21 protein-coding genes are annotated in these 24,876 nt (G+C 68.9%); 8 read left to right on the top strand and 13 right to left on the bottom strand.

The window, feature by feature from the left end:
- Positions 1 to 22 precede the first annotated feature (22 nt).
- A complete protein-coding gene (locus AC0IYU_RS13305) occupies positions 23 to 2,260 on the bottom strand; it encodes a cyanophycin synthetase (RefSeq protein ID WP_472117416.1) in 2,238 nt (745 codons plus the stop codon).
- A 139-nt stretch (positions 2,261 to 2,399) separates the two neighbouring features.
- On the opposite strand from AC0IYU_RS13305, the gene AC0IYU_RS13300 reads away from it, so the two are divergent.
- Together AC0IYU_RS13300 and AC0IYU_RS13295 are read left to right on the top strand one after the other, a co-directional pair.
- Positions 2,400 to 4,688, top strand: coding sequence for a cyanophycin metabolism-associated ABC transporter (locus tag AC0IYU_RS13300; RefSeq protein ID WP_472117413.1), 2,289 nt, complete (start codon positions 2,400 to 2,402; stop codon positions 4,686 to 4,688).
- On the top strand, positions 4,685 to 5,164 hold the full coding sequence (locus tag AC0IYU_RS13295; RefSeq protein ID WP_472117410.1) for a cyanophycin metabolism-associated DUF1854 family protein: 480 nt from the start codon (positions 4,685 to 4,687) through the stop codon (positions 5,162 to 5,164). Before AC0IYU_RS13300 ends, AC0IYU_RS13295 begins: the two co-directional genes overlap by 4 nt.
- Before the next feature lie 4 nt (positions 5,165 to 5,168).
- Here AC0IYU_RS13295 and AC0IYU_RS13290 read toward each other — a convergent pair whose 3' ends face one another.
- The 4 genes from AC0IYU_RS13290 to AC0IYU_RS13275 all read right to left on the bottom strand — a co-directional run bounded on the left by AC0IYU_RS13290 (position 5,169) and on the right by AC0IYU_RS13275 (position 9,474).
- Entirely contained in the window at positions 5,169 to 5,879 is a 711-nt protein-coding gene (locus tag AC0IYU_RS13290; protein ID WP_472117407.1) for a hypothetical protein, read from the bottom strand.
- Entirely contained in the window at positions 5,876 to 7,399 is a 1,524-nt protein-coding gene (locus tag AC0IYU_RS13285) for an alkaline phosphatase (protein WP_472117404.1), read from the bottom strand. Before AC0IYU_RS13285 ends, AC0IYU_RS13290 begins: the two co-directional genes overlap by 4 nt.
- 32 nt (positions 7,400 to 7,431) lie before the next feature.
- Entirely contained in the window at positions 7,432 to 8,907 is a 1,476-nt protein-coding gene (locus AC0IYU_RS13280) for an alkaline phosphatase (protein ID WP_472117401.1), read from the bottom strand.
- Between the two features lie 156 nt (positions 8,908 to 9,063).
- A complete protein-coding gene (locus AC0IYU_RS13275; protein ID WP_472117399.1) occupies positions 9,064 to 9,474 on the bottom strand; it encodes a DUF2177 family protein in 411 nt (136 codons plus the stop codon).
- A gap of 79 nt (positions 9,475 to 9,553) precedes the next feature.
- Between AC0IYU_RS13275 and queC the strand changes: the two genes are divergently transcribed.
- Positions 9,554 to 10,267: a 7-cyano-7-deazaguanine synthase QueC gene (queC, locus tag AC0IYU_RS13270; RefSeq protein ID WP_472117396.1), complete on the top strand. Its 714-nt coding sequence runs from the start codon at positions 9,554 to 9,556 to the stop codon at positions 10,265 to 10,267.
- Here the strand turns inward: queC and AC0IYU_RS13265 are convergent.
- Both AC0IYU_RS13265 and AC0IYU_RS13260 read right to left on the bottom strand, forming a co-directional pair.
- Positions 10,249 to 12,036 (bottom strand): ABC transporter ATP-binding protein/permease, encoded by a 1,788-nt coding sequence (locus AC0IYU_RS13265; RefSeq protein ID WP_472117392.1) that lies wholly within the window; start codon positions 12,034 to 12,036, stop codon positions 10,249 to 10,251. The genes queC and AC0IYU_RS13265 overlap by 19 nt on opposite strands.
- A gap of 109 nt (positions 12,037 to 12,145) precedes the next feature.
- Positions 12,146 to 12,706, bottom strand: coding sequence for a phosphonate degradation HD-domain oxygenase (locus tag AC0IYU_RS13260; protein ID WP_472117389.1), 561 nt, complete (start codon positions 12,704 to 12,706; stop codon positions 12,146 to 12,148).
- A 270-nt stretch (positions 12,707 to 12,976) separates the two neighbouring features.
- Between AC0IYU_RS13260 and AC0IYU_RS13255 the strand changes: the two genes are divergently transcribed.
- From AC0IYU_RS13255 to AC0IYU_RS13235, 5 genes are read left to right on the top strand one after another with little or no spacing between them, the layout of a single operon-like run.
- Positions 12,977 to 14,011, top strand: coding sequence for a putative 2-aminoethylphosphonate ABC transporter substrate-binding protein (locus tag AC0IYU_RS13255; protein WP_472117386.1), 1,035 nt, complete (start codon positions 12,977 to 12,979; stop codon positions 14,009 to 14,011).
- 28 nt (positions 14,012 to 14,039) lie between these two features.
- Entirely contained in the window at positions 14,040 to 15,119 is a 1,080-nt protein-coding gene (locus AC0IYU_RS13250) for an ABC transporter ATP-binding protein (RefSeq protein ID WP_472117383.1), read from the top strand.
- Between the two features lie 2 nt (positions 15,120 to 15,121).
- Positions 15,122 to 16,846, top strand: a complete 1,725-nt coding sequence (locus AC0IYU_RS13245; protein WP_472117380.1) for a putative 2-aminoethylphosphonate ABC transporter permease subunit — start codon at positions 15,122 to 15,124, stop codon at positions 16,844 to 16,846.
- Positions 16,843 to 17,985 carry a TIGR03364 family FAD-dependent oxidoreductase gene (locus AC0IYU_RS13240; RefSeq protein ID WP_472117377.1) on the top strand — a complete coding sequence of 381 codons (1,143 nt, stop codon included), beginning with the start codon at positions 16,843 to 16,845 and terminating at the stop codon, positions 17,983 to 17,985. The genes AC0IYU_RS13245 and AC0IYU_RS13240 overlap by 4 nt, the downstream gene beginning before the upstream one ends.
- A gap of 58 nt (positions 17,986 to 18,043) precedes the next feature.
- A complete protein-coding gene (locus AC0IYU_RS13235; RefSeq protein ID WP_472117375.1) occupies positions 18,044 to 18,175 on the top strand; it encodes a hypothetical protein in 132 nt (43 codons plus the stop codon).
- 21 nt (positions 18,176 to 18,196) lie between these two features.
- On the opposite strand, the gene AC0IYU_RS13230 is transcribed toward AC0IYU_RS13235, so the two are convergent.
- From AC0IYU_RS13230 to leuD, 6 genes are all read right to left on the bottom strand, one after another.
- Positions 18,197 to 19,201 carry a tripartite tricarboxylate transporter substrate binding protein gene (locus tag AC0IYU_RS13230; protein ID WP_472117372.1) on the bottom strand — a complete coding sequence of 335 codons (1,005 nt, stop codon included), beginning with the start codon at positions 19,199 to 19,201 and terminating at the stop codon, positions 18,197 to 18,199.
- Between the two features lie 34 nt (positions 19,202 to 19,235).
- On the bottom strand, positions 19,236 to 20,675 hold the full coding sequence (locus tag AC0IYU_RS13225) for an MmgE/PrpD family protein (RefSeq protein WP_472117369.1): 1,440 nt from the start codon (positions 20,673 to 20,675) through the stop codon (positions 19,236 to 19,238).
- A gap of 17 nt (positions 20,676 to 20,692) precedes the next feature.
- On the bottom strand, positions 20,693 to 21,679 hold the full coding sequence (locus AC0IYU_RS13220) for a Bug family tripartite tricarboxylate transporter substrate binding protein (protein ID WP_472117366.1): 987 nt from the start codon (positions 21,677 to 21,679) through the stop codon (positions 20,693 to 20,695).
- Positions 21,676 to 22,848: a PrpF domain-containing protein gene (locus tag AC0IYU_RS13215; protein WP_472117362.1), complete on the bottom strand. Its 1,173-nt coding sequence runs from the start codon at positions 22,846 to 22,848 to the stop codon at positions 21,676 to 21,678. Before AC0IYU_RS13215 ends, AC0IYU_RS13220 begins: the two co-directional genes overlap by 4 nt.
- 86 nt (positions 22,849 to 22,934) lie before the next feature.
- Entirely contained in the window at positions 22,935 to 24,251 is a 1,317-nt protein-coding gene (locus AC0IYU_RS13210) for a Bug family tripartite tricarboxylate transporter substrate binding protein (RefSeq protein WP_472117359.1), read from the bottom strand.
- A complete protein-coding gene (gene leuD, locus AC0IYU_RS13205) occupies positions 24,248 to 24,874 on the bottom strand; it encodes a 3-isopropylmalate dehydratase small subunit (protein ID WP_472117458.1) in 627 nt (208 codons plus the stop codon). The genes AC0IYU_RS13210 and leuD overlap by 4 nt, the downstream gene beginning before the upstream one ends.
- Positions 24,875 to 24,876: the final 2 nt, after the last annotated feature.

Genomic DNA, 24,876 nt, shown 5'->3' with positions numbered 1-24,876 from the left:
GCGTTTCCGGCGCGCGAACGCGTCAGATGAATTGAGGTTGGAGGGGCTGGGTCTGCGACAGCTGGAGCGAGGCCAGCGCGGCCTGCAGGTCGGCCTCGAAGGCCTCCACGCCGGCGCCGATCAGGTTCAGCGGAATGCCCAGGGCCCAGGCCGCGGCCACGGCGGCCAGCAGGCTTTCGAGGCTCACGCCGGCATGGGTGGCGCGCCACACGGTCAGCCGGCCCAGGCCGGGCAGGAACGATTCGCTGCTGCCGTTGGCCAGCACCACGCGGTCCTGGCGCACCAGCACGGCCTTGCCGCCGGCGGTCTGGTGCGCGGTGAGCGCGGCAGCCTGCGGTTCGGCCGAATACAGGATGACGGCGCCGTCGCACAGCGGCGCCAGGCCGGCCACGCGCGCGTCGGCCGCGTTCAGCACGGCGGTGCCTTCGGACAGCACCACGTCGACCTGCGTGCGCAGCACCTTCACCAGCTGGTCGCTCTCGGTGATGTCGTAGTCGGTGAGGGCTTCGAAGCCGTCGAGGTCGGTGACGATGCCGACTTCGCAGCGGTCGTACGACAGGCCGTCGCGCAGGATGGTCTCGGCGCCGTTCTCGATCACCACGGCCTGCACGGCACGGTTCACCAGCAGGCGGTGGCCGGCGTCCCAGTTGGCGCTGTCGCGTGCGTCGACGCGGCGGCGTTCCAGGAACAGGCCGTCGCGGCAGGCCAGGCCGGTGTGGCGCCCGCCCAGGTTGACGAGCCAGGCGACCAGGCGTGCCAGCACCGCGGTGTTGCGCGAGCCGGCCACGCCGATCACGGGAATGCGCCCGGGCGCGTCGTTGGGGAACAGGTGGTCGCAGATGGCGCGGCCCACCGGGCGCGGCGAACCGACGGCCGGCTTCAGGTGCATCAGCAGGCCGGGGCCGGCGTTGACTTCGACGATGGCGCCGCGCTGCGGGCCCAGCGGCTTGGAAATGTCCTGCGCCACCAGGTCGATGCCGGCGATGTCGAGGCCCACCACGCGCGCGGCCAGCACGGCGGCATGCGCGACTTCGGGGTGGACCTGGTCGGTGCAGTCGTTGGCCATGTTGCCGTTGCGCTGGATGGTCACCACGCGGCCGGCGGCCGGCACGGCGTTGCCGTCCAGCTCCTGGCGCTTGAGCTCCAGCTGCAGCTTGGCGTCGGTGTCCAGCACGATCACGTCGAGCGGAAACTCTTCCTCGGCGCCGCGGCGCGGGTCGCTGTTGAGCTGCTTGTCGATCAGCTCGCGCACGCTGGCCTGGCCGTCGCCGGTCACGGTGATGATCTCGCCGCGCGCGGCCGCCACCACTTCGCCGCCCACCACCAGCAGGCGGTGTTCGTGGCCGCGGATGAAGCGCTCGACCATCACGTCGCTGCCTTCGGGCTCGGCCACCGCGAAGGCGGCCATGACTTCTTCGCGCGTCGTCAGTTCCAGCGAGACGCCGCGGCCGTGGTTGGCGTCCGACGGCTTCACGACCACCGGCAGGCCGATGTCTTCGGCGGCTTCCCAGGCTTCCTCGGCGCTGTTGACGACCTGGCCTTCGGGCACCGGCACGCCGCAGCTCGCCAGCAGGGACTTGGTCAGCTCCTTGTCGCTGGCGATCGATTCGCCGATGGCGCTGGTGTAGTCGGTCTCGGCGGTCCAGATGCGCTGCTGGTTGGCGCCGTAGCCCAGCTGCACCAGGTTGCCGCTGTTCAGGCGCATGTGCGGAATGCCCCGGTCGGTGGCGGCGGACACGATGGCCGCCGTGCTCGGGCCGAGGTAGCAGTCTTCGACCTTGGCCTTGACCGCGTCGACCGCCTTCTGCACGTCGGCGGCGCTGAACGGGTCGTTGTTGATGGCGGCCATCAGCAGGCGGTGGCCCTGGGCCAGCGCCACGCGGGCGACCTGCTCGTCACGCGCCCGGAACACCATGCGGTAGACGCCGTGCTCCGAGGTGCTGCGGGTTTGCCCGAAGCCCGTGGGCATGCCGGCCAGGTTCAGCAGCTCGATGACGACGTGCTCCAGCACGTGGCCCGACCAGGTGCCCTCGGTCAGGCGCTGGATGAAGCCGCCGCGCTCGCCGACGCCGCAGTGGTGCTCGATGAGCGCCGGCAGCAGCCCGGTCAGGCGGTCGGTGAAGCCGTTGATCTTGTTGGAGGGGAAGTCCTCGAGCGAGCCCAGATCGAGCCAGACTTCGAGCACCGGACGGTAAGTCCAGAGATTGGGACCGCGCAAATAGTTGATGCGCAGCAATTGGATGTCGTCGAAACGGGTCATGCAAACGTTCGATGTGCTTTGGCCGAGCACCGCGGCGCCTTCAAGCGCGCCCATGGTGATCGGTCAGAATCGGCGCCCGACCAAGGGCGCCATGAAGCGGTCCATGCGGCCCGCGACGGGCAAGAGTCAAAGAAACACAATGCAACATCACGATCCAGTCGGCACCCGGGAGGGCGAAACAGAGGCGGCTTCAGCGGCGCTGAAAAACCGTCTCGCAGTCGCGGAAAACGTTCTGGTAACACTGACGGTTGACCTCGACGACCAACTTCGCTTTTCCGGCGGCCTAGTCGCCCTCACTGACCGGAGGCTGATTGCGTGCGAACCGGGTGGCGAATGGCGTGAGTGGTCGCTAACTGAATCGGCCCTCGAACTGCGTCTTTCAGACCATTCCGGCGTCGGAACCCTTGATTTGACGGGGCCCGCGGGCCGTCTGGGCCGCTGGCGCTACACGCTGGGCAGCCAGGCCGCGGCGCTGCGGCTGCTCAAGTTGTTCGGACAGCGAACACAGGGTGCCGCCAAGGAAATGCCTCGGGCCGTCGACCCGGCCGACGGCGACGACGGCGCGATAGACACCGAAATCCAGGCCCCGCCCTCGACCTGGGTGCTGCTGCGCCTGGGCCGTTTTGCCGGGCCGTACCGCAAGCAGCTGATCCTGGGGTTCGTTCTGACCCTCATTTCCACCGCCGCCACGCTGGTCCCGCCGTACCTGACCATTCCGCTGATGGACGACATTCTGATTCCGTTCCAGAACGGGCAGAAGATCGACACCATGCGCGTGGGCCTGTACCTGGGCGGCCTGCTGATCGCGGCGCTGGTCGGCTGGGGGCTGGGCTGGGCGCGCACCTACCTGCTGGCGCTGGTGTCCGAGCGCATCGGCGCCGACCTGCGCACCACCACCTACGAGCACCTGCTGACCCTGCCGCTGGACTACTTCGGCGGCAAGCGCACCGGCGACCTGATGTCGCGCATCGGCTCGGAAACCGACCGCATCAACGTCTTCCTGTCGCTGCACGCGCTCGATTTCGCCAACGACGTGCTGATGATCGTGATGACCGCGATCATCCTGTTCTCCATCAACCCGCTGCTGGCCGTGGTCACGCTGGTGCCGCTGCCCTTCATCGCCTGGATGATCCACGTGGTGCGCGACCGCCTGCGCACCGGCTTCGAGAAGATCGACCGCGTCTGGTCGGAGGTGACCAACGTGCTGGCCGACACCATCCCCGGCATTCGCGTGGTCAAGGCCTTTGCGCAGGAGCGCCGCGAAGCCGAGCGTTTCCGCGTGGCCAACGTCTACAACCTGCAGGTGAACGACAAGCTCAACCGCACCTGGTCGCTGTTCACGCCGACCGTGTCGCTGCTGACCGAAATCGGCCTGCTGGTGGTGTGGGCCTTCGGCATCTGGCAGGTGGCGCGCGGCAGCATCACCGTGGGTGTGCTCACCGCGTTCATCGCCTACATCGGGCGTTTCTACACGCGGCTCGACTCCATGAGCCGCATCGTATCGGTCACTCAGAAGGCGGCCGCGGGCGCCAAGCGCATCTTCGACATCCTCGACCATGTGAGCAACGTGCCCGAACCTGCAAATCCGGTGAAGGTCGAGCGTGTGCAGGGCCGCATCGAGATGAGCGGGCTGGGCTTTCGCTACGGCTCGCGCGCCGTCATCCACGACCTCGACCTGGTGATCGAGCCCGGCGAAATGATCGGCCTGGTGGGCCACAGCGGCTCGGGCAAGAGCACGCTGGTCAACCTCATTTGCCGCTTCTACGACGTGACCGACGGCGCCATCAAGGTCGACGGCACCGACATCCGCCGCTTCGCCGTGGCCGACTACCGGCGCCACGTGGGGCTGGTGCTGCAGGAGCCGTTCCTGTTCTTCGGCACCATCGCGCAGAACATCGCCTACGGCAAGCCCGACGCCACGCGCGAAGAGGTGGTGGCCGCGGCCCGCGCGGCCCATGCGCACGACTTCATCCTGCGGCTGCCGCACGGCTACGACTCGCTGGTGGGCGAGCGCGGGCAGGGCCTGTCGGGCGGCGAGCGCCAGCGCATCAGCATTGCGCGCGCGCTCCTGATCGACCCGCGCATCCTGATCCTCGACGAAGCCACCTCGGCGGTGGACACCGAGACCGAGAAGGAAATCCAGAAGGCGCTGGACAACCTCGTGCAGGGCCGCACCACCATCGCCATTGCGCACCGCCTCTCGACGCTGCGCAAGGCCGACCGCCTCGTGGTCATGGACCGCGGCGAGGTGGTCGAGGTCGGGCCGCATGACGAGCTGATGGCCAAGCAGGGCGCCTACTGGCGCCTGTACCAGGCGCAGCTGCGCCAGGGCGACGACGATGCGAGCGAAGGCGCGGTCGACGAACGCGCGGGCGCGCAGGCATCGATGGCCGTGACGCACGCAGCCCATCCGGCGGGGAACGCATGAACACCGACACCCAACCCTCTTTCGAACTCGAGCGCGACACCTTCGGCCGCCTCGTGCTGACCGACGCCCAGGGCGAGCGGCATGTGGGCATCACGCCGGTGCGCGCCTTTCCACTGAGCGCGCCCGGCCATGGCGTGTCGCTGGTCGGCGGCGAAGGGCGCGAGCTGGTCTGGATCGACGACGTCGCGCAGTTGCCGGGCAACGCCAGGGCACTGCTGCAAGAAGAACTTGCCGTGCGCGACTTCGCGCCCACGCTGCTGCGGCTGCACCGCGTGTCCAGCTTCGGCGTGCCCAGCACCTGGACCGTGAGCACCGACCGCGGCGACACCGCCTTCGTGCTCAAGGCCGAGGAAGACATTCGCCGCCTCGAAGGCGGCGCGCTGCTCATCGCCAGCGCGCACGGCGTGCAGTTCAGGATTCCCGACGTGAAGGAACTGGACCGCGCGTCGCGCAAGCTGCTGGAGCGCTTCCTCTAGAACTTCAGTCCAGCAAGTCCGAGTACTCGCCGCGCTCGTAGACCTCGGCGGTCTGCCAGGGCAGTGTCTTCGGTGCCGCGATGGCCGCGGCGGTCATCGTGTTGACCGAGGTGCCGTTCGCGTTGCGCTGCTCGATCCTGCGGGCGTAGCGGCCCGCCACGTCCCAGTCGATGCGCAGCGTGCTTTCGCCCTGCGGCAACTCGTAGCGCTGCACCCCCTTGCCGCCGGCGCCCAGCGCCTTCATGCGCGGCAGGCTCGCCGGGTCGACCAGCCAGTAGGCGTTGGCCCACGAGCCGCCGTAGCCCACGTTGCCGTAGTTGGCCTGGTCGACCTCGATCACCTTGCGCTGCTCGCGCAGCACCATGCCCACCTGTACCTTGCCGGCCGCATCGCGGCGCAGCCACAGCGGCGCTGCCGTGGTGTCGGCGTGCGAGTGGCCGATGTGCACCTTGCCTTCGCGCGCCTCGTGGTCGTGGTCGGCGCGCAGCACCGGCGGCAGTTCGCGCTCGATCCACACCGTGCCGGCGCGGCGGAACATCAGGTCGGCGTAGCGGCTCTCGCGCTGCACGCCGTCCTTGCCGATCGACATCACGTGGTGGCTGATGCGCAGGTTCTGGTCGGGCGCCGCAGCGTCGCCCGCCGCGCCCGCCGTCATCGAGAAGGCCGCGAAGGCCGTGGCGCCCAGCAGCGCCTTGAGGGTCGGGGAGGCGTTCACAGGCCGGCCGCTTCCTTCACCTTGTTGAACACCTTGATGTTCTCCATGGTGCCCTTGAAGATCTTCGAGCCCGCGCCGCCGGCGAACAGCATCACGTCGCCGCCGCCGTGCGTTTCCGCGCCGGGCGAGCCGAGGTTGATGCCGACTTCCTGCAGGAAGTTGTCGTCCGTGGTGTCCATCACGCTCTGGTCGTCGCGGCTCGCCGCGCGTGCCGGGGCGATCCACTTCTTGCCGCCGTCTTCCGCGTTGACGTCGCTGCCTGCGGTCGCGTTGGGCCGGCCGCCGTTGCCGAACACCAGCGTGGTGTACGGCTTGCCGTCCGACGCCTTCGAGGGCTTGCCGTCGGCGTAGCCGTTGACCAGGCCCAGGATCGGGTTGCCGATCTTCGGATAGCCGTTGAAGGCGATCGCGTGGTCGTGGTCGGCCGTGACCACCACCAGCGTGTTCTTCAGGCCCGGGTCTTTCTTGTTCATGTAGTCCAGCGCGGTCTGGATGGCCGCGTCGAAGGCCAGCGTGTCTTCCAGCGCGCGCTTGGCGTTGGTGCCGTGCAGCGCGTGGTCGATGCGCCCGCCCTCCACCATCAGGAAGAAGCCCTTGTCGTTCCTGCTCAGCACGCCGAGCGCCTTCTCGGTCATGTCCGACAGGCTGGGCTGGTCGAGGTTCTGCTTCACGCGGTCCAGCTCGTAGGCCATCTCGCTCGGCGAGAACAGGCCCAGCAGCTTGCCCGTGGCGGCCGCATCGACGGCCTTGAGCTTGGTGCCGTTGTCCACGTAGGTGTAGCCCTTGGCGGTCATCGCGGCCACCAGGTCGACGCCGTCGGTGCGCTTGGTGCCCGCCGTCGTCAGGTAGTTGCGCTGGCCGCCGCCCAGCAGCACATCGATGCCGTCGAGCAGCTTGGGGTTGTAGTTGGCATGGCCCGGCACGCTCTGCTCGGCAATGGTGTTGTAGCCGTTGCGGTTGCAGATGTGCGCGTAGGTGGTGGCCGGCGTGGCGTGGCCCACGCGCGTGGTCGACACCGCGCCCACCGCGCGGCCCTTGGCCTTGGCGAGCTCCAGCAGCGTGTCGGCGGCCTTGCCGTTGGTCGGCGGGCAGGTGGTGTTCTCGCCGTTGATGTACTGCTTGCCGGTGCTGTCGACGGCGACGGTGTCGCTCGACATCGAGATCACCTCGTTGCGCATCTTCACGCCGGTCATGTAGGCCGCCATGGAAGGCGCGCTGTCGGTGGTCTGGCCGTCCAGCGAGAAGGTCTTCACGCGCGCCGCGTAGGGCAGCGACTGCATCACGAGGTTGGCGCGCTCCGGGCTCACCAGCGAGCCGGGCCTGGCGGCCAGCTGCTTCTCCCCCTTGTAGATGCGCGCTGCGGTGACGGTGACGGGGCCCATGCCGTCGCCGAGGAAGAAGATGACGTTCCTGGCTTCGCCGGCGGCGTGCGCGTTGCCGGCCAGCATGCCTGCGGCGCCGCCAAGCAGGGCGACGGCCAGGCGGGTGGTGCGAATGGTGCGGTTCATGGTCTTGGGCATGTGGGTGTTCGTCCGTGGGTGCTCGCGGCCCCTCACAGGCCGACCGCCTTCTTGATCAGCCCGAACACGTCGGTGTTGGTGATGACCCCCGAGAAGTTGTCCGCGCCCAGGCCCTGCGCGCCCAGGAACACGTCGGCACCGCCGTGGGTCTCGGAGTCGCTCGCGCCGTCCATCGGCACCACCGCTTCCTGCCTGTAGTCCTTGCTTTCCAGCGCGGTGGCGTCGATGGCGCCGCGCGTGGCCAGGCGCACCGGGCCGTTGCCGAAGCCGATGATGGTGTACGGGTTGCCGTCGACGTCCTTGCTGGTCTTGCTGGTGTCGACGTAGTCCTTCACCAGGCCGAGCACGCCCGGCTTGCCGGCTTCGGTCTTGCCGGTGCGCGCGGCGTAGCCGTTGAGCTGCAGCGTGTGGTCGTGGTCGGCCGTGACCACCACCAGCGTGTTCTTCAGGCCCGGGTCGATGGCCTGCATCTTGTCGAGCGCGAGCTTGATCGCGTCGTCGAAGGCGCCGGTGTCCTGCAGCGCGCGGCGTGCGTTGGTGGCGTGCAGCGCATGGTCGATGCGCCCGCCTTCCACCATCAGGAAGAAGCCCTTCTTGCGCGCGGCCAGCGCGTCGATGGCCTTGCCGGTCATCTCGGCCAGGCTCGGCTCCTTGGCGGCGTCGCGGTCCAGGTCGTAGGCCATGTGGCTCTTGGTGAACAGGCCGGCGATTTTGGTGCTGCCGTCGACGGGCAGCTTGTCGAAGTCGCTCTTGCTGGCGGCGAAGCTGTACTTCGCGGCCTTCAGCTCGGCGATCAGGTCGCGCTTGTCGTTGCGCTTGCCGCCGGCTTCCTTGCTGGTGAAGTAGTCGGTGCCGCCGCCGAAGAACACGTCCACGCCGTCGCCCAGCTTGCCGTTGTAGCCCGCGCCGCCCGGCACCAGCGCCGCGGCGATGGTGTTCTCGGCGTCGCGGTGGCACACATGCGAGTAGGTGGCGGCGGGCGTGGCATGCGTGATGCGCGTGGTGGTCACCACGCCGGTGGCATAGCCCCTGGCCTTGCTCTGTTCCAGCAGCGTTTCCACGGCCTGGCCGTTGCCCGAGGGGCAGGTGCTGTCGAAGTTGACGTGGTAGGCCTTGCCCGCCGCGTCGGTGGCCTTGGTGTCCGCGCTCATGGAGATGACTTCGTTGTTCATCTTCACGCCGGTCATGTAGGCCGACATCGAGGGCGCGCTGTCGGTCACCTGGGCGTCGTTCGAATAGGTGTGGACGAAGGCGGTCTCGGGCAGCGTGTCCATCGTGAGGTCGCCGTCTTCGCCGACCTTGTAGATGCGCGCCGCGGTCATGGTGGTGATGCCCATGCCGTCGCCCAGGAAGAACAGCACGTTCCTCTGCGCCTGCGCCGCCACGGGCGGCGTGGCCGGGGGCGGAGTGAGCGGCAGCACGTGGCTGGTGTTGTTGCTGCCGCCGCAGGCGGACAGCAGCAAGGAAACGCCCAGCAGCAGCGCTGGGGCATGGAAGCGTCGAGTCATGCAACTCCCTCGGATGGTGTTCGAGCGGCGCGCCTGCTGCGCACCGTTTCTGGAGCTGCAATCTAAAGACCTCGGATGACCCGGGAGTGACGAGTCTCCTGCGCTGAAAAAGTCAGCGCGTTTTCTTCGGGGAGCGTGAGGTCGAGCGCGGGCCGGTCAACGCGTCGCGTACCACCTCAGCGCGGCCGCGCCCGCTGCGGCCGCCACACCGCTCACCAGCGTGCCCCACGCAATGTCGATGAAAGACAGCGCCAGCGGCCAGTTGCGAATGACGGCCAGGTTCGTCAGGTCGTAGGTGGCGTAGCAGAACAGGCCGAACAGGCCGCCAAGCACCGCCGCCCGTGTCACGCTCTGCGCCTCGGCGCCCGGCAGGATCGCGAAGATCAGCAAGCCGATGGGATAGATCAGGTAGAACGCCGCCGCGAAGGCCAGCCGCGGGTTCGGCGACATCAGGTCGCCCATGGCCTCCTGGTACATGCTCTTGGCGACGACGCCGAGCCAGATCATGTCGATGACCAGCAGCACCACGAAGGTGACCGCCCATGCAACCAGGTGTTTAGTGTTCATTCGCGGGATCGTATCCGTGCGCGCGACCTGGCCTGCGAAAATTGCGGCTTTGGACTACGACGGCCCGCCGTCGACGGATATGCCCCTGCACACCACCGCCCTCGTCCTGTTCTCCGGCGGCCAGGACTCCACCACCTGCCTGGCCGATGCGCTTTCCAGGTACCAGCGCGTCGAAACCCTGGGCTTCGACTACGGGCAGCGCCACCGCGTCGAGCTCGACGTGCGTGGCACCATCCTCACGCAGGTGCGCGAGCGCTTTCCCGACTGGGCGCCCCGCCTGGGCGAAGACCATGTGCTCACGCTCGCCGCGCTGGCGCAGCTGGGCGGCTCGTCCCTCACCGAGGAAGTGGCGTTCGCCATGCAGGCCGACGGCCTGCCCAACACCTTCGTGCCCGGGCGCAACCTGCTGTTCCTCACGCTGGCCGGCGCGCTGGCCTACCGGCGCGGGCTGCAGGTGATCGTCACCGGCGTCTGCGAAACCGACTTCTCGGGCTACCCCGACTGCCGGGACGACACCATGAAGGCGATGCAGCTCGCGCTGTCGCTCGGGCTGGAGCGCCGCCTGGTCATCGAGACGCCGCTCATGTGGATCGACAAGGCCGAGACGTGGGCCATGGCCCACCGCCTGGGCGGCGAGCCGCTGGTGGACCTCATCGTCGAAGAAACCCACACCTGCTACCTCGGCGACCGCGAACACCGCCAGGCCTGGGGCTACGGCTGCGGGGAGTGCCCCGCCTGCGACCTGCGCAAGAAGGGCTGGGAGCGATATTCCGGTCAGGCCGCTGCGGGCTGAACAGCCGCCGTGTTCAGCCGGTAGCGCGCGCCCGTCGATCCTTCGGCCTGCGGCTCCAGCGTCCATCGCTGGTTGTGAAAGTCGCCTACCGCCGCACGGTGCGCGATCGACACCATGGCGCCCCCGGCGGCCTGCACGGTGTCCGAGAGGCGCTTGTAGAGCACGCCCTCGGCGTGCGCGTCCAGCGCGCTGGTGATCTCGTCGGCGAACAGCCATGCCGGCTTCTTCAGCAGCACGCGCGCGATGGCCAGGCGCTGCTGCTCGCCGCCCGAGAGCTTCTGGCTCCAGGCGTCGCTGTCGTCCAGGCGGGTGGCCAGGTCGGGCAGCAGGGCGTCGGTCAGCGCCTGGCGCAACTGGTCGTCGCTGAAGTCCGCGGCCGGGTTGGGGTAGGTCAGCGCGTCGCGCAGCTTGCCGTCGGGCACGTAGGGGCGCTGCGGCATGAAGACGGCGTCGTCCGGCACCTGCATGTGGCCCTTGGAGAACGGCCAGATGCCGGCGAACGAGCGGAACAGCGTCGACTTGCCGCTGCCGGACGGGCCCTGCAGCAACACGCTGTCCCCGGGCTTGACCGACAGCGCGGCGCCGGCGAGCAGCGGCGCGCCGTCGGGCAGCGCGACCGCAAGGTCGTCGGTGCGCAGCACGGCCGCGGGGGTGCGCTGCACGCTGTCGTCGCGCTCGGCGTGGGCGCGCATGCCGTCGTCGAAACTGGTCAGGCGGTCGGTGGTGGCGCGCCACACGGCCACGCTGTCGTAGTTGTCGACGAACCAGCTCAGCGACTCCTGCACCTTGCCGAAGGCCGAGCCGATCTGCATCAGGTGGCCGAGCTGGAAGGCCCCGCCGAAGTACTGCTGCCCCGCCACCAGGAACGGAAAGATCACTGCCGCCTGCCCGAAGAACGAGGTGAAGGTGACCAGGTTCTTCTGCTGCTTGATCAACTGCAGGTAGTTGCGCAGCACGTCGCCGAAGCGCAGGTCGAGCTGGCCGCGCTCGACCGTCTCGCCCTTGTCCAGCGCGATGGCTTCGCTGTACTCGCGCACACGCACCAGGTGGTGCCGGAAGTCGGCTTCGTAGCGCTGTTGTCTGAAGTTCAACCCGATCAGCGGGCGTCCGATGAAGTGCGTGATGACGGTGCCGATGATGGAATAACCCAGCGCCACCCAGACCATCGCGCCTACCACCTGGTAGGTGGTGCCGCTGAACGTGAACGAGAAATTACCCGACAGCCCCCAGAGCAGGCCGATGAAGCTCATGAGCGTGACCACGGCGTTCAGCAGGCCCATCGACAGCGTCATCGTGGAACTGGTGAAGATCTGCATGTCCTCCTGGATGCGCTGGTCGGGGTTGTCCGGCGTCTGGCCGTTTTTGCCGGCGTAGCGCGCCAGCTCCAGGTGATAGAAGGTGCGGTCGGCCATCCAGCGCGACAGGTAGCTGCGCGTCATCCAGGAGCGCCAGCGCAGTTGCAGCAACTGGGTCACGTAGAACTTGAGCACCTGCACCGCGATGTTGGCGAAGGCGATCCAGCCGAACACGCCCACCTCGTGCCAGAAGACCACCGCGTTCTTGTTCTGCAGCGCGTCGTAGAAGCGCCCGTACCACTCGTTGCCCAGCACGGCCACGTACACATAGAACAGGTTGAGCGCGACGATGGTCAGCAGCATGGCGCGGGCGCGCCACTTTTCCTCCGACTTGAAATATGGCGCCGACAGCGCGAAGACGCGCCTCAGGACCTGGGCGAACGTGGCGGCACGCGCCGTGACGGAGAGAGACATGCAGGTTTCCTCGCAGGCGCTCGCGCGCCGTTCATCGTGAGGAAACCATAGTAGACAAATGTTTCTTAAACCGGCCTGAAATGCGGCCCAGGCACCAAAAAGACTTCGATCAGCGCCGCATCACCCTGGCCGCGGTCGCCAGGAAGTGCCCCAGCGGCGGCGTTTGCAGCCCTTGCACCTTCGCCTCTTCGTCCCACAGCCGCAGCCGCACGGCGTCGCCGGCCCCTTCGAGCGCGGCAAAGCGCTGCGCGGCCTCGCCGTCCATCACGCCGCCCTGCAACGCCAGGCTGCGCACCGAGTCGGGCGAGAGCTTCGAGAAGTAGCCGGCCTGCGTGGCGCACAGGTAGCGCTTGGCATCCACGTGCAGCCGGATCGGCTCGCGCACCTCGGCGTCGAAGGCGCCGCGCAGCAGGGGCAGGGCGATGTACTGGTGCCGGTCGTCGATGCCCAGCTCGGTGGGCGAGCGCGACAGCGTCTGGTGCTCGGCGATCAGCAGGTGGCCCAGGTCGTGCAGCAGCGCGGCCGTCACCAGCGCGTCGCTCGCGCCAGCCTGTTCGGCCAGCCAGGCGCATTGCAGCGCGTGCTCCAGCTGCGACACCGGTTCACCCGCGTAGGCAACCCCGCCGCGTTCGGCGAACAGGCGGGCGATCTCGGCGAGGTCGAGGGTCATGAAAGTGAACGGAGCGGGCGAAGCGAAAACACGGGCAATGGAACCCGGACTTTGCCGCCAGGCAGTGACACGCGGATGACGGTGCCGCCGATCGCGGGCGCTTTTTTGGGCGTTTGGGTTTTTTTGGGGCATCCGACAAATCCCTGTCACATGCCGCTGCCAGCATCGCCCGCATTCGCCGCACCGGACGACTTTCGTACTTTCGCCTGCCTGTCCGTTTGCCCCGCACCGCGTCCTCTCTTCTCTCTACTTTCTCCCAAGGATCCCACCATGCTGCATCGTCAACTCCGCTGGTCCGTCGTGCCGGCCGCCCTGCTTTCGATGGCCTTCGCCGCGTCGGCCCAGGGCCGCACCGAGCTGCTGGTCTACACCGCGCTCGAAGCCGACCAGGTGCAGGCCTACAAGGCCGCCTTCGAAAAGGAGAACCCGGCCATCGAGCTGAAGTTCGTGCGCGACTCCACCGGCATCGTCACCGCCAAGCTGCTGGCCGAAAAGGCCAACCCGCAGGCCGACGTGGTGTGGGGCCTGGCCGCCACCTCGCTGATGCTGCTCGACAAGGAAGGCATGCTCCAGCCCTACGCGCCCAAGGGCTTGGACGCCGTCAAGCCCACCATGCGCGATCCGGCGAACCCGCCCAAGTGGGTCGGCATGGACGTGTGGTCGTCGGCCATCTGCTTCAACACCTCCGAAGCCACCAAGAAGAACTTGCCCAAGCCCACCAGCTGGGCCGACCTGACCAACCCGGTCTACAAGGGCCAGATCACCATGCCCAACCCCGCCGCCTCGGGCACGGGCTACCTGATGGTGTCGGGCTGGATCCAGATGATGGGCGAGGACAAGGCCTGGAAGTACATGGACGCGCTGCACCAGAACATCGGCATCTACAGCCAGTCGGGCAGCAAGCCCTGCCGCCAGGCCGGCGCGGGCGAGTTCGCGCTCGGCATGTCGTTCGAATACCGCGCCAACAAGACCAAGCGCGACGGCGCGCCCATCGACATCGTGCTGCCCAAGGAAGGCCTGGGCTGGGACATGGAAGCCACCGGCATCATCAAGACCAGCAAGAAGCAGGACGCCGCCAAGGCGCTGGCCGACTGGGCCGTGACGAAGCAGGCCAACGAGCTGTACGCGAAGAACTTCGCCGTGCTTGCGCTGCCGGGCATCCAGGAAAAGCTGGAGTTCGTGCCGGGCGATGTGGAGAAGCTGCTCGCCAAGAACGACTTCACCTGGGCCGCCGCCAACCGCGACCGCATCCTGACGGAGTGGTCCAAGCGCTACGAGTCGAAGTCCGAGAAGAAGCCGCTCTGATCCCCTTGAAACGAAGCGGTACCTGGTCATGACGAGCAGCAGCTTTCTCTCCCTTCGCGGCATCGGCAAGTCCTTTGGCGCCACACGCGTGCTCGACGGCATCGACCTGGACATCGAGCCTGGCGAGTTCGTGTGCCTGCTCGGCCCCTCGGGCTGCGGCAAGACCACGCTGCTGCGCATCGTGTGCGGCATCGAGCGCGCCGACAGCGGCCAGATATTGCTGGGCGGCCAGGACATCGCGGGCCTGCCGCCCGCGGCGCGCGGCTTCGGCGTGGTGTTCCAGTCGTACGCGCTGTTTCCCAACCTCACGGCCGCGCAGAACATCGCCTACGGCCTGCATCCCACGGGCGCACTGGCCCGCGAGATGGCCAAGCGTTCGCGCGAGATGCTCGACCTGGTCGGCCTCACCGCGCATGCCGACAAGTACCCCGTGCAGCTCTCGGGCGGCCAGCAGCAGCGTGTCGCCCTGGCGCGTGCATTGGCCCCCAACCCGCGCCTGCTGCTGCTCGACGAGCCGCTCTCCGCGCTCGACGCGCAGGTGCGCGCCAGCCTGCGCAGCGAAATCCGCGCGCTGCAGAAGCGCCTGGGCATCGTCACCATCATGGTCACGCACGACCAGGAAGAAGCGCTGTCGATGGCCGACCGCGTGGTGCTGATGCACAACGGCCGCATCGAGCAGGCGGGCACCCCCGACGAGCTGTACCGCCAGCCGCGCACCCGTTTCGCGGCCGGCTTCGTCGGGCGCATGAACATGCTGCCCGCGACGGTGCTGGCCGACGGCAAGGTGCGGGTGCGCGACAGCGAGCTGTTCTGCGCGCCGGGCAACTTGAGCGTCGGTTCGCAGGCCACCGTGGGCATTCGCCCCGAACACGTGGTGGTCAAGCGCTTCGGCACCGAACTCGGCGCCAACAGCTTCGCGGCGCGCTTGCTCGACACCGAGTTCTTCGGCAACCGCACCTCGGCCCGCCTGGCATGCGAGCCGCTGGGCATAGAGATAGAAGCCGAGCTGCCCGCCGATGCGCGCGGTGGCGGCGGCGAGCCCTTGGTGCCCAGCAGCATGGTGCATATCCAGTTGCCGTTGAACGCGCTGTCGGTGCTGGCGCATTGAGCATGAGCAGTTCTCCCGACGCCGTTGCCGTCCTGCCGGTGGCGACGGCGCGCATGGCGCGCATGGGCGCGTTCGACCGCGAGCGATGGCTGACCGGTGCCGCCGTGCTGCTGATGGTGCTTGTGCTGGTCGTGATCGTCGCGTTGCCCGTAAGTGCGCTGGTCGGCCAGAGCTTCTTCGACCGCGCGGGCGCCTTCGTGGGCCTCGCCAACTTTGCGCGCTACCTCGACAACCCGGCGCTCGTGCAGTCGGCGTTCAACAGCCTGGGGCTCGCCGCCGTCAGCGCCGTCATCTGCACCGGCATCGCCTACGTGTACGCCTACGGGCTCACGCTGTCGTGCATGCCGGCCAAGGGCCTTCTGCGCGCGGTGGCGCTGGTGCCGCTGCTCGCGCCTTCGCTCCTGCCGGCCATCAGCCTCGTGTATCTGTTCGGCAACCAGGGCCTGTTCAAGGGGCTGCTGGGCGAGGTGTCGATCTACGGGCCGCTGGGCATCGTGCTGGGCTCGGTGTTCTGGACGCTGCCGCATGCGCTGCTGATCCTCACCACGGCCATGGCCACCTCCGACGGCCGGCTGTACGAAGCCGCGCAGACCCTCGGCGCCTCGCGCTGGCGCATCTTCCGTACCGTGACGCTGCCGTCGTCGCGCTACGGCCTGATCGTGGCCGCGATGGTGGTCTTCGTGCTGGTCATCACCGACTTCGGCGTGCCCAAGGTGGTGGGCGGCCAGACCGGCGTGCTCGCGACCGACATCTACAAGCAGGTGGTCGGGCAACAGAACTTCCAGATGGGCGCCGTGGTCGGCCTGGTGCTGCTCATTCCCGCGGTGCTGTCCTTCCTGGTCGAGCGCCGCGTGCGCGGCAAGCAGGCCGCGGCGCTGTCGGCACGCGCCACGCCGTACCAGCCCGAACCGGTGAAGTCGCGCGACCGCGCGCTGCTCGCGTTCTGCGTGCTCACCGCGTGCGCCATCCTCGTGATGATCGGCATGGCCGTGTTCGCCTCGCTGGCCACCTACTGGCCCTACAACCTCGCGCCGTCGGTGAAGAACTACGACTTCAGCAACATGGACGGCGGCGGCTGGGGCAGCTACTTCAACTCGCTGCGACTGGCCGTGTGCGCGGCGGTGGCGGGTGCGCTCGCCACCTTCGTCTCGGCCTACCTGGTCGAGAAGCCGCGCCACTTCGGGCTGCTGCGCGAACTGCTCAACCTGCTGGCCAACCTGCCGCTGGCCGTGCCCGGGCTGGTGCTGGGCGTGGGCTACATCTTCTTCTTCATCTCGCCGTCGAACCCGCTGCGCGGCATCTACGGCAGCATGACCATCCTCGTGGTGTGCACCGTGGCGCACTTCTTCTCGGTGGCGCACCTCACCTCGCTCACCGCGCTGCGCCAGCTCGACCGCGAGTACGAGCTGGTGTCCGAGTCGATGGGCGTGCCCTTCTGGCGCACCCTGTGGCGCGTGCACCTGCCGGTGGCGCTGCCCACCGTGCTCGGCGTGGGCGGCTACTTCTTCGTCAACGCGATGACGACCGTGTCGGCTGTCGTGTTCCTCTATTCGCCGCAGACTTCGCTGGCCGCCATTGCCGTGCTCAACATGGACGACGCCGGCGACGTTGCGCCGGCCGCCGCCATGGCCTCGCTGATCATGCTCACGGCCGCGCTCGGCCGGGGCCTGTTCGCGCTCGCGGGGCAGGGGGCACTCAAGCGCACCCAGGCATGGAGACACCGGTGAAGCCCGCGACCCGAGCTCTTTACTCTGACCATTTCGACCTGATCGTGGTCGGCGCCGGCATCGTCGGCCTGGCCCACGCCTACACCGCCGCGCAGCGCGGCCTGAAGGTGTGCGTGGTCGAGCGCGACGCGGCCTGCGTGGGCGCGTCGATCCGCAACTTCGGCTTCATCACCGTCACCGGCCAGGCACCGGGCGACACCTGGCGCCGTGCGATGCATGCGCGCGAGGTGTGGCAGCAGATCGCGCCGTATGCGGGCATCGACATCGTGCACCGCAACCTCTGGCTCGCCGCTTACCGCCCCGAGGCGCACGACGTGCTCGAGGCCTTCATGCGCACGCCGATGGGCGAGGGCTGCGAGCTGCTCGACGCCGCCGATGCGCAGGCCAAGGCACCGGCGCTGAGCCTGGCCGATGCGCAGTCGGTGCTGTTCAGCCCGCACGAGCTGCGCGTGGAATCGCGCACCGCCATCGGCCGGCTCGCGAAGTGGCTGGCCGAGGCGCACGGCGTGACTTTCCGCTTCGGCGAAGCGGTGCACGAAGTCGAAGCACCGCGCGTGCGCACCTCGCGCGGCACGCTGCATGCCGAGCGCGTGGTGGTGTGCACCAACACCGACCTGCACGGCCTGTTCGCCGAGCGCATCGCCGCGCACGACCTCACGCTGTGCCGCCTGCAGATGCTGCGCGTGCAGCCCGAGCCCGGCTTTCATTTGCCCGGCTCCGTGATGATGGACCTGAGCCTGGTGCGCTACGAGGGCTACAGCACGCTGCCCGAGGCCGCCGCGCTGCGCGCACGGCTGCAACAGGAAGAAGCGGCCTCGCTGGCGCACGGCATCCACCTCATCGTGGTGCAGAGCGCCGACGGCTCGCTGGTGGTGGGCGACTCGCACCACTACGCCGATGCGCCCGAGCCCTTCGCGATGGAGGCGGTCGACCAGCTCATCCTGCGTCACCTGCGCAGCACGCTGAACCTGGAGGCCGCGCAGGTCACCGAGCGCTGGACCGGCGTGTACCCGTCGTCGAAGACCACGCCCTGCGTGATCGACGCGCCGGACGACGCCACGCGCGTGGTGCTGGTCACCAGCGGCAGCGGCGCGAGCACCGGCTTCGGCATTGCGCACGACGTGCTCGACGCCTGGTGAGGCGGTTCGGCGCGGTGTCCGACTTGACGCACCGCGGCGCGGTCATAGCATGGGCTGTATGAGAAGCACAGCATTCGTTCTTTTGTTCTGCCTCGGCCTGCTGACTGCCGGCTGCGACGACAAGCCCAAGCCTGGTGGACCGATGCCCAAGGCGCTGGCCGCGGGTGTCTTTGCCGCGCCGCAGCACTGATTCCCGGTACCGGGCCGGCGGCTATTCCAGCGTCATGTGCGACGCGGTGACGATCTGCGCCATGCGCGTGCGCTCCTCCAGCAGGAATTTCTCGAAACCAGCGCGCCCCAGCAGCATCGGCTGCGCGCCGCCGCGCTCGGTCTGCGCGATCAGGTCGGCGTCTTCCTGGTAGGAGCGCAGGGTCACTTCGGCGATGCGGTCGAGCACGGCGGGCGACGTGCCCTTCGACGCGAAGATGCCGCCCCAGTGCTGCATGAGGATCGTCGGGAAGCCTTGCTCGACCGTGGTCGGCACCTGCTTCATCGGTCCGGTGCGTTCGCGTGCCGTGAGCGCCAGCGCGTGCAGCTTGCCCGACTGCACGAACGCGGAGACCCCGATGGGTGCCTCCGAGGCCAGGTCCACCTCGCCGCCGACGATGGCGTTCACCGTCTGCGAGCCACTCTTGTAGTGCACCAGCGTCACCGGCACGCCGAGCGCGGCCTCCACCATCTCCGCCACGAAGTGCCCGGTGCTGCCGCTGCCTGCGGTGCCGAAGTTCAGCCGGCCCTTGGCGCGGGCCCACGCTTGCAGCTCCTTCAGGTTCTTCACCGGCACGCCCGCGTTGGTGACCAGCACCGAGGGCGCGGTGCTGGTGCCCACCACGGGCACGAGGTCGGTCTCCGCATACGGCATCTTCGGGCGCAGCAGCGCGTTGGCGATGGCCCCGTTGCCGGCCGACAGCCAGGTGTAGCCGTCGGGCGCGCTCCTGGCGACGTATTCGCTGCCGATGATGCCGCCGGCGCCCGGCCGGTTGTCCACGATGATGGTCTGGTTCAGCCGCTTGCCCTGGGCCTGCGCCATGGCGCGCACGTTGGTGTCGCCGGGGCCGCCGGCGGAGAACGGCAGCACCAGGCGGATCGGCTTGGCTGCGGGCCACGGGTCCTGCGCGCGGGCGGGCAGGCAGGCCGCACCCGCGAGTGCCAGCAGGCCCAGCGAGAACGTGCGGCGGTGCGTGTGAGTGGAGGTGTGCGCGGATGTGTGCGTCATGGTGTCTTGTCTCCTTCGTTCTTTTCAGGGCCTGTCAGTCGAAGGCCGCCGCCACAGGCGGCGCCAGCAGCGCGAGTAGCTCGCGCACGTCGGGCAGGTCTTCGATGGAATGCACCATCTGCTCGATGGCCTGCTGCCGCGCGCCATCGATCAGTCCGTCGGTCAGCGCGCGGTACTTGGCCGCGACCTCGTCGCTGCTTTGCGGCGACTCGATGGCGCGGGACGCGTTGCGGTCGATCTGGATGCGCTGGCCGTCAGTGAAGCTCACCGCCAGCCGCACACGGCCACGCTTCAGCGGGCCGCCGGTATCGAATTCGGGCTGGTGCCGCACCTCGATGCGCGGAATCAGCGCCCACACGTCGTCGGCGTCGATGCGCGCGGGTGTGAACTGCTTCACCATCGCTTCGCCGTCGAGCACCGCCACGGCCAGCGCGTAACCGATGTTCATCTGCGCGCCGATGGGCGTCAGCGGCCGCTCGGGCACCCACCAGCCGTGGTGGTAGACCGCGTGGCTCACCTCGACCTCGATGCGCGCGATGTCTTCGGGCACCAGCTTGCGCTGCGCGGCGGCGTCGAACAGCGCGTCCAGCGGCGAGTGGATGCCACCCATCGCCGCATAGGGCTTGATGACGATGCGCTCCACCTCCCAGCGCTCGCCCAGCGCCTCGGTGATCTTCGACGCGTCGGGGTCGTGACCTTCGCCGAAGGTGGAGAGGAAGCCGCCGTACTCGCGCTCGAACACACGCTTGATGCCGGTGTAGCCGCCTTCGGCCAGCACAGCGGCATACAGGCCGTTGCGCGCCGAGAAGCCATGGTGCATGCGCTTGCACATTGCCTCGTACTGCGCGGCCATGAGCCCGGCCGACTGCGTGCCCGCCAGGCCCAGCGCGTCTTCGAAGCGCGCGGGGTCCAGCCCCAGCAGCTTGCCGACCGCCGCCGCCGCCGCGTGCGTGCCGAACACCGAACCCGAGTGCCAGCCGCGCGACAGCATCTGCGCACCATGCAGCGCCATGCCCACGCGCGGTCCGACTTCGTAGCCGGCCAGGGCGGCTTCGAGGAACTGGCGACCCGTGACCTTCAGGTCGCCTTCCGAGGCCGCCCACAGCGCGGGCAGCACGATCGATGCGCTGTGCAGCGGGCCCAGCGGGTGGTAGTCGTCCAGTTCGAAGCCCTGGATGAAGGTGCCGTTGAGCAGCGCCGCGCCCGGTGCGCTGGTGCGCGCGCCCCAGCCGACGATGGTGCGGTCGCCGCGGCCTTCGAACTTCTGCACGATCTGCGCGGCAGTGCGCGACCACGGCAGCTGCGCGCCGACGATGGCGCAGGCGATGCCGTCGAGGGTGAGGGCCTTGGCGCGTTCGCGCGCCGAAGCGGGCGCGGTGTCGAGGCGGAAGTCGGCGAGCCAGTGGGCCAGGCGGCCGGTAGGGCCCGAGGGGTCGGTGGCGTCCGCGGAAAGGGTCGTGGCTTTGCTTTGCATGGAAGGGCTCCGGTTCGTCAGTCGATCTGGACATTGCCGTCCGTCACGGCCTTGCCCCATTTCTTCACTTCGCTCTGCAGGAAGGCCGCGAAATGGGCGGACGAGTCCACCGACACCTCGGAGCCGATGGCGCGCGTGGCCTCCTGCAGCGCGGGGCTGGCCGCCGCGCGGTGGATGGCCGCGTTGAGCGCCTCCACCGTGGCCGGCGGCGTGCCGGCCGGCGCGAGAAAGCCGACCCACGAATTCACGTCGAAGCCCTTGAAGCCCTGTTCGTCCACCGTGGGCACCGCGGGCAACTGCGGGTTGCGCTTCAGTCCCGAGATGGCCAGTGCTTTCAGCTTGCCCGATTTCACGTGCGGCAGCACCGATGGCAAGGCATCGAACATCAGCGACACCTGGCCGCCCATCAGGTCGTTCAGCGCCGCGGGCGAACCCTTGTAGGGAATGTGATTGAGCCGGATGCCGGCCTGCGCCTGGAACATCTCCATCGCCAGGTGCGCGGTGATGCCGTTGCCGCCCGAGCCGAAGTCGACCTTGCCGGGGCGCGCCTTGGCGTAGGCGATCAGCTCCTTCGCGTCGTTCGCGGGGAACGACGGGTTCGCCACCAGCAGCAGCGAGCCCATGCTGACCAGCGACACCGGGGCGAAATCGTTCAGCGTGTCGTAGGGCAGCTTCTTGTACAGCGTCGGGTTGATGGCCATCTGCCCCAGCGTGCCGAGCAGCAGGGTGCTGCCGTCGGGCGCGCTGCGCTTCACCTCCTGCGCGCCGAGGCTGCCGTTGGCGCCTGCGCGGTTGTCGACGTATACCGGTTGGCCCAGCTCCTTGGTGAGCGCTGCGGCGTAGTTGCGCGCAATGATGTCCACCGTCTGGCCGGCGGGGTAGCCGACCACGATGCGCAGCGGCTTGTTGGGCAGCGGGCCTTGTGCAACGGCCGTGGTGGTGGCGATGGCTGCTGCCGTGAGGCAGAGCGCGGCAAACGTGCGCCGCGAGAACGTTGCATTCATGCGTGTTCCTCCACGGGCACGTAGACCTCGCCCGCCATCAGTCGGCGCGCGGTGCGCGTGAGGCCCAGCGCCGAGAAGCGGGTGTCTGCCGGGTGGTCGGAGGTTTCGGCCACCACCTTCACTTCCATCACGCCGAGCGGATGCCCGATGCGCAGCGTGCCGGTCGCCGCGCGCTGCGCGCCGACGGCCTGGTGCACCGTGGAGCCGGTCACGCGCGAGGCGGCGGCCGTGCACATCGACCCGGTGCCGGCCATGCTGTCGTGGCACTTGCCGAGAAACACGAGGCGCGCCCGCAGGTCCATGGTGGCGGCCGCCTGCGTCTGGCCATTCACGTCCACGTAGTCGGCCGGCGGCGCGACGATCACCGCCAGCGGCAGGCCCGGCAGGTGCACCTCGCGCCAGTCGGCGTACAGGCCGATGCGTTCGCCCATCTTCGACTGGATCTCGCCCAGCGTCTCGATGAGCGCGCGGTCGGCGCTGATGGCGTCGGGCAGCTCGCTGCCGTGCATGCCGAGCGATGGCGCCGCGATGAACACGCAGGGGTTGGCCGTGTCGCACAGCGAGACCTCGATGCGGCGGCCATCTTCCAGCGTCACTGTGTCCACTTCCCGGCCCGTGGGCAGCAGCCGGCCGGTCTTGGCGCCCACGGTGCCCGCGTAGTCCATGAGGATCTCCGCGCCCGTGCCCGGCACGCCGGGAACGGCGCAGTCGCCGTGCACGCGGGCCTTGCCGTTCTTCACCTGCACTTTCGACACCAGCAGCTTGCCGGTGTTGGTGTTGTGGATGCGCACGGTGGTCACCGGCTCGACGGCCTCGACCAGCCCTTCGTCGATGGCGAAGGGCGCGACGGCCGAGGAGATGTTGCCGCAGTTGGCGTCGTAGCCGATGCCGTCGCGGTCCACGTCGACCTGCGCGAAGGTGTAGTCGACGTCGGCATCCTCGCGCGCGGAGCGCTGGACGATGGCGACCTTCGAGGTCACGAGCCGCGAGCCGCCCATGCCGTCGATCTGCAGCACGTCGGGCGTGCCCATCGCGCGCTTGAGCAGCCGGTCGCGCGCGGGGCCCGCGGGGGGCACGTCGCGTTCGTGGAAGAACAGCGCCTTGCTGGTGCCGCCGCGCATCAGCACGCAGCGAACGCCGACCTGTTCGGTCTGGGGAATGGAAGCCATGGTCTTGCTCCTTGGGCAGAAAAGGCCGGCGGGCGCGGCCGATGCGCGGCGCCCGGGCCAGGGAAGATGGAAGAGGGAGGGTTGCCTTACTCGAGCGGGTAGAGCTTGACGAGCGCCGCCATGCGCTCGCTTTCTTCCCGCACCTGCGCCGCAAAGGCGGCAGGGGTGTTCACCACCGGCTCGGCGCCGGCCGAGGCGATGGTCTTGCGCACGTCGGCGTCCTTCACCGCCTCGTGCAGCGCGTCGACGATGCCTTGCGTGACTTTCGCAGGCGTGCCCTTGGGCGCGAACAGGCCGAACCACGTCACCGACTGGAACTGCGGATAGCCCGCCTCGGCGGTGGTCGGCACCTCGGGCAGGGCGGCGGCGCGTTTGGGGCCTTGCGTGGCGAGGATCTTCAGCGTGCCGGCCTTGTAGTGCGGCAGCGCGGCGGTGATGCCGGTGAACGCCATGTTGACGTTGTTCGCGATCATGTCCGTCACGATGGCGCCCGTGCCGCGGTAGTTGACGACGATCAGGTTCGGCAGCCCCGCCTCGGCCGCGAGCTGCTTGGCCGACACCCGCGCCAGCGATTCACCGGTGGCCAGCGAGCAGGGCTGCGCGGCAGTCTTGCAGTACTGCACGAACTCGCCGAACGTCTTCACCGGCAGCTTGGCGCTCACGACCACCGCCGCGGGCGACTGCGACACGGCCGTCACCTGCTCCAGCCGCGCGAGCGGGTCGATGCCCTTCAGTCCCGGCGTGTACTTGGTGATGACGATCGAAGGCACCTGCAGCAAGAGCGTGTAGCCGTCGGGCTTGGCTTCCATCACGCGGCGCGTGCCGATGAGGCCGTCGGCGCCGGGCATGTTCTCGACGATCACCGGCTGGCCCCAGATCACGCCGAGCTGCTTGGACACCGCGCGCGCCGTGGCGTCGGTCCCACCGCCGGCGGCATAGGGCACGACGAGGGTCACGGGGCGATCGGGGTGCCAGGCGGCCTGAGCGAACGCAGGGGGTGCGAGCAAGCAGAGCGCGGCGGCGGCGATCACGCAAAGTGCCGGCGGTGGCTTGTATTTCTTGAGGCGTTCGATGGTCATGTTGTCTCCGTTTTGAATGAATGAATCCGGGGCGGCGCGCGGCATGTCAGGCCGGGGGGCGAGTCGTCCGCGCGCCTTCGGACAGCGCGTCGATCGAGCGCGGCCCCCTGCGAGCAGGTGCGTGATGGCGTGGGCCATAGGCACATCGGGGTCTTTGCACGGCAGCAGCCAGTGCGTGGCCTGCGCGGGCAAGGCGCTCCACGCGAGCGCGGGCGAGCGGTTGCAGCCGACGCCGTCACCGGCTTGCCGGCCTCGCGTGAGCAGGCCGGCCCACCGCAGCACCCAGGGGTGCCCCCGCAGCGAGGTGGCCGTGGTTGCGTTCATGCAAGGGCTCCCTGCGCGGCGGGCCAGGCCCAGGGCCGGCGCGCACGGTCGGCCTCCTGCCATTCGCGGATCAGCGCATCGTCCTTCAGCGTGAGGCCGATGTCGTCGAGGCCGTGCAGCAATGCCTCGCGGCGCAGCGGGTCGATGTCGAAGGGCGACACCCGGCCGTCGGGCGCGGTGACGGTTTGCGCATGCAGGTCGACCGTGACCGCCGCGCCGCCCGCGCACTGCGCCGCCAGCGCCTCGACCTGCGCGACCGGCCAGCGCAGCGGCAGCACGCCGTTCTGGAAGCAGTTGTTGAAGAAGATGTCGCCGAAGCTCGGTGCGATCACGCAGCGGATGCCCAGGCCCATCAGCGCCCACACCGCGCCTTCGCGCGACGAGCCGCAGCCGAAGTTCTCCGCCGCCAGCAGCACGGGCGCGCGCTGAAAGGCTGGCTGGTTGAGTACGCATTGCGGGTCTTCGCTGCCGTCCGGTCGCAGGCGCAGTGCCTCGAATGCGTAAGGTCCGAGCTGGTCGCGCTTGAACGCGGTGAGGCGCTCGATGCGGATGATCACATCCGTGTCGACGTTGGCGCGCATCAGCGGCGCGGCGGTGCCGGTGACCGAGGTGAAGGGGGTCATGG

This window comes from Variovorax sp. AC103, assembly GCF_979254005.1.
The sequence above is the reverse complement of the archived record's forward strand: the minus strand, read 5'-3'. Positions and strand labels throughout refer to the sequence as shown.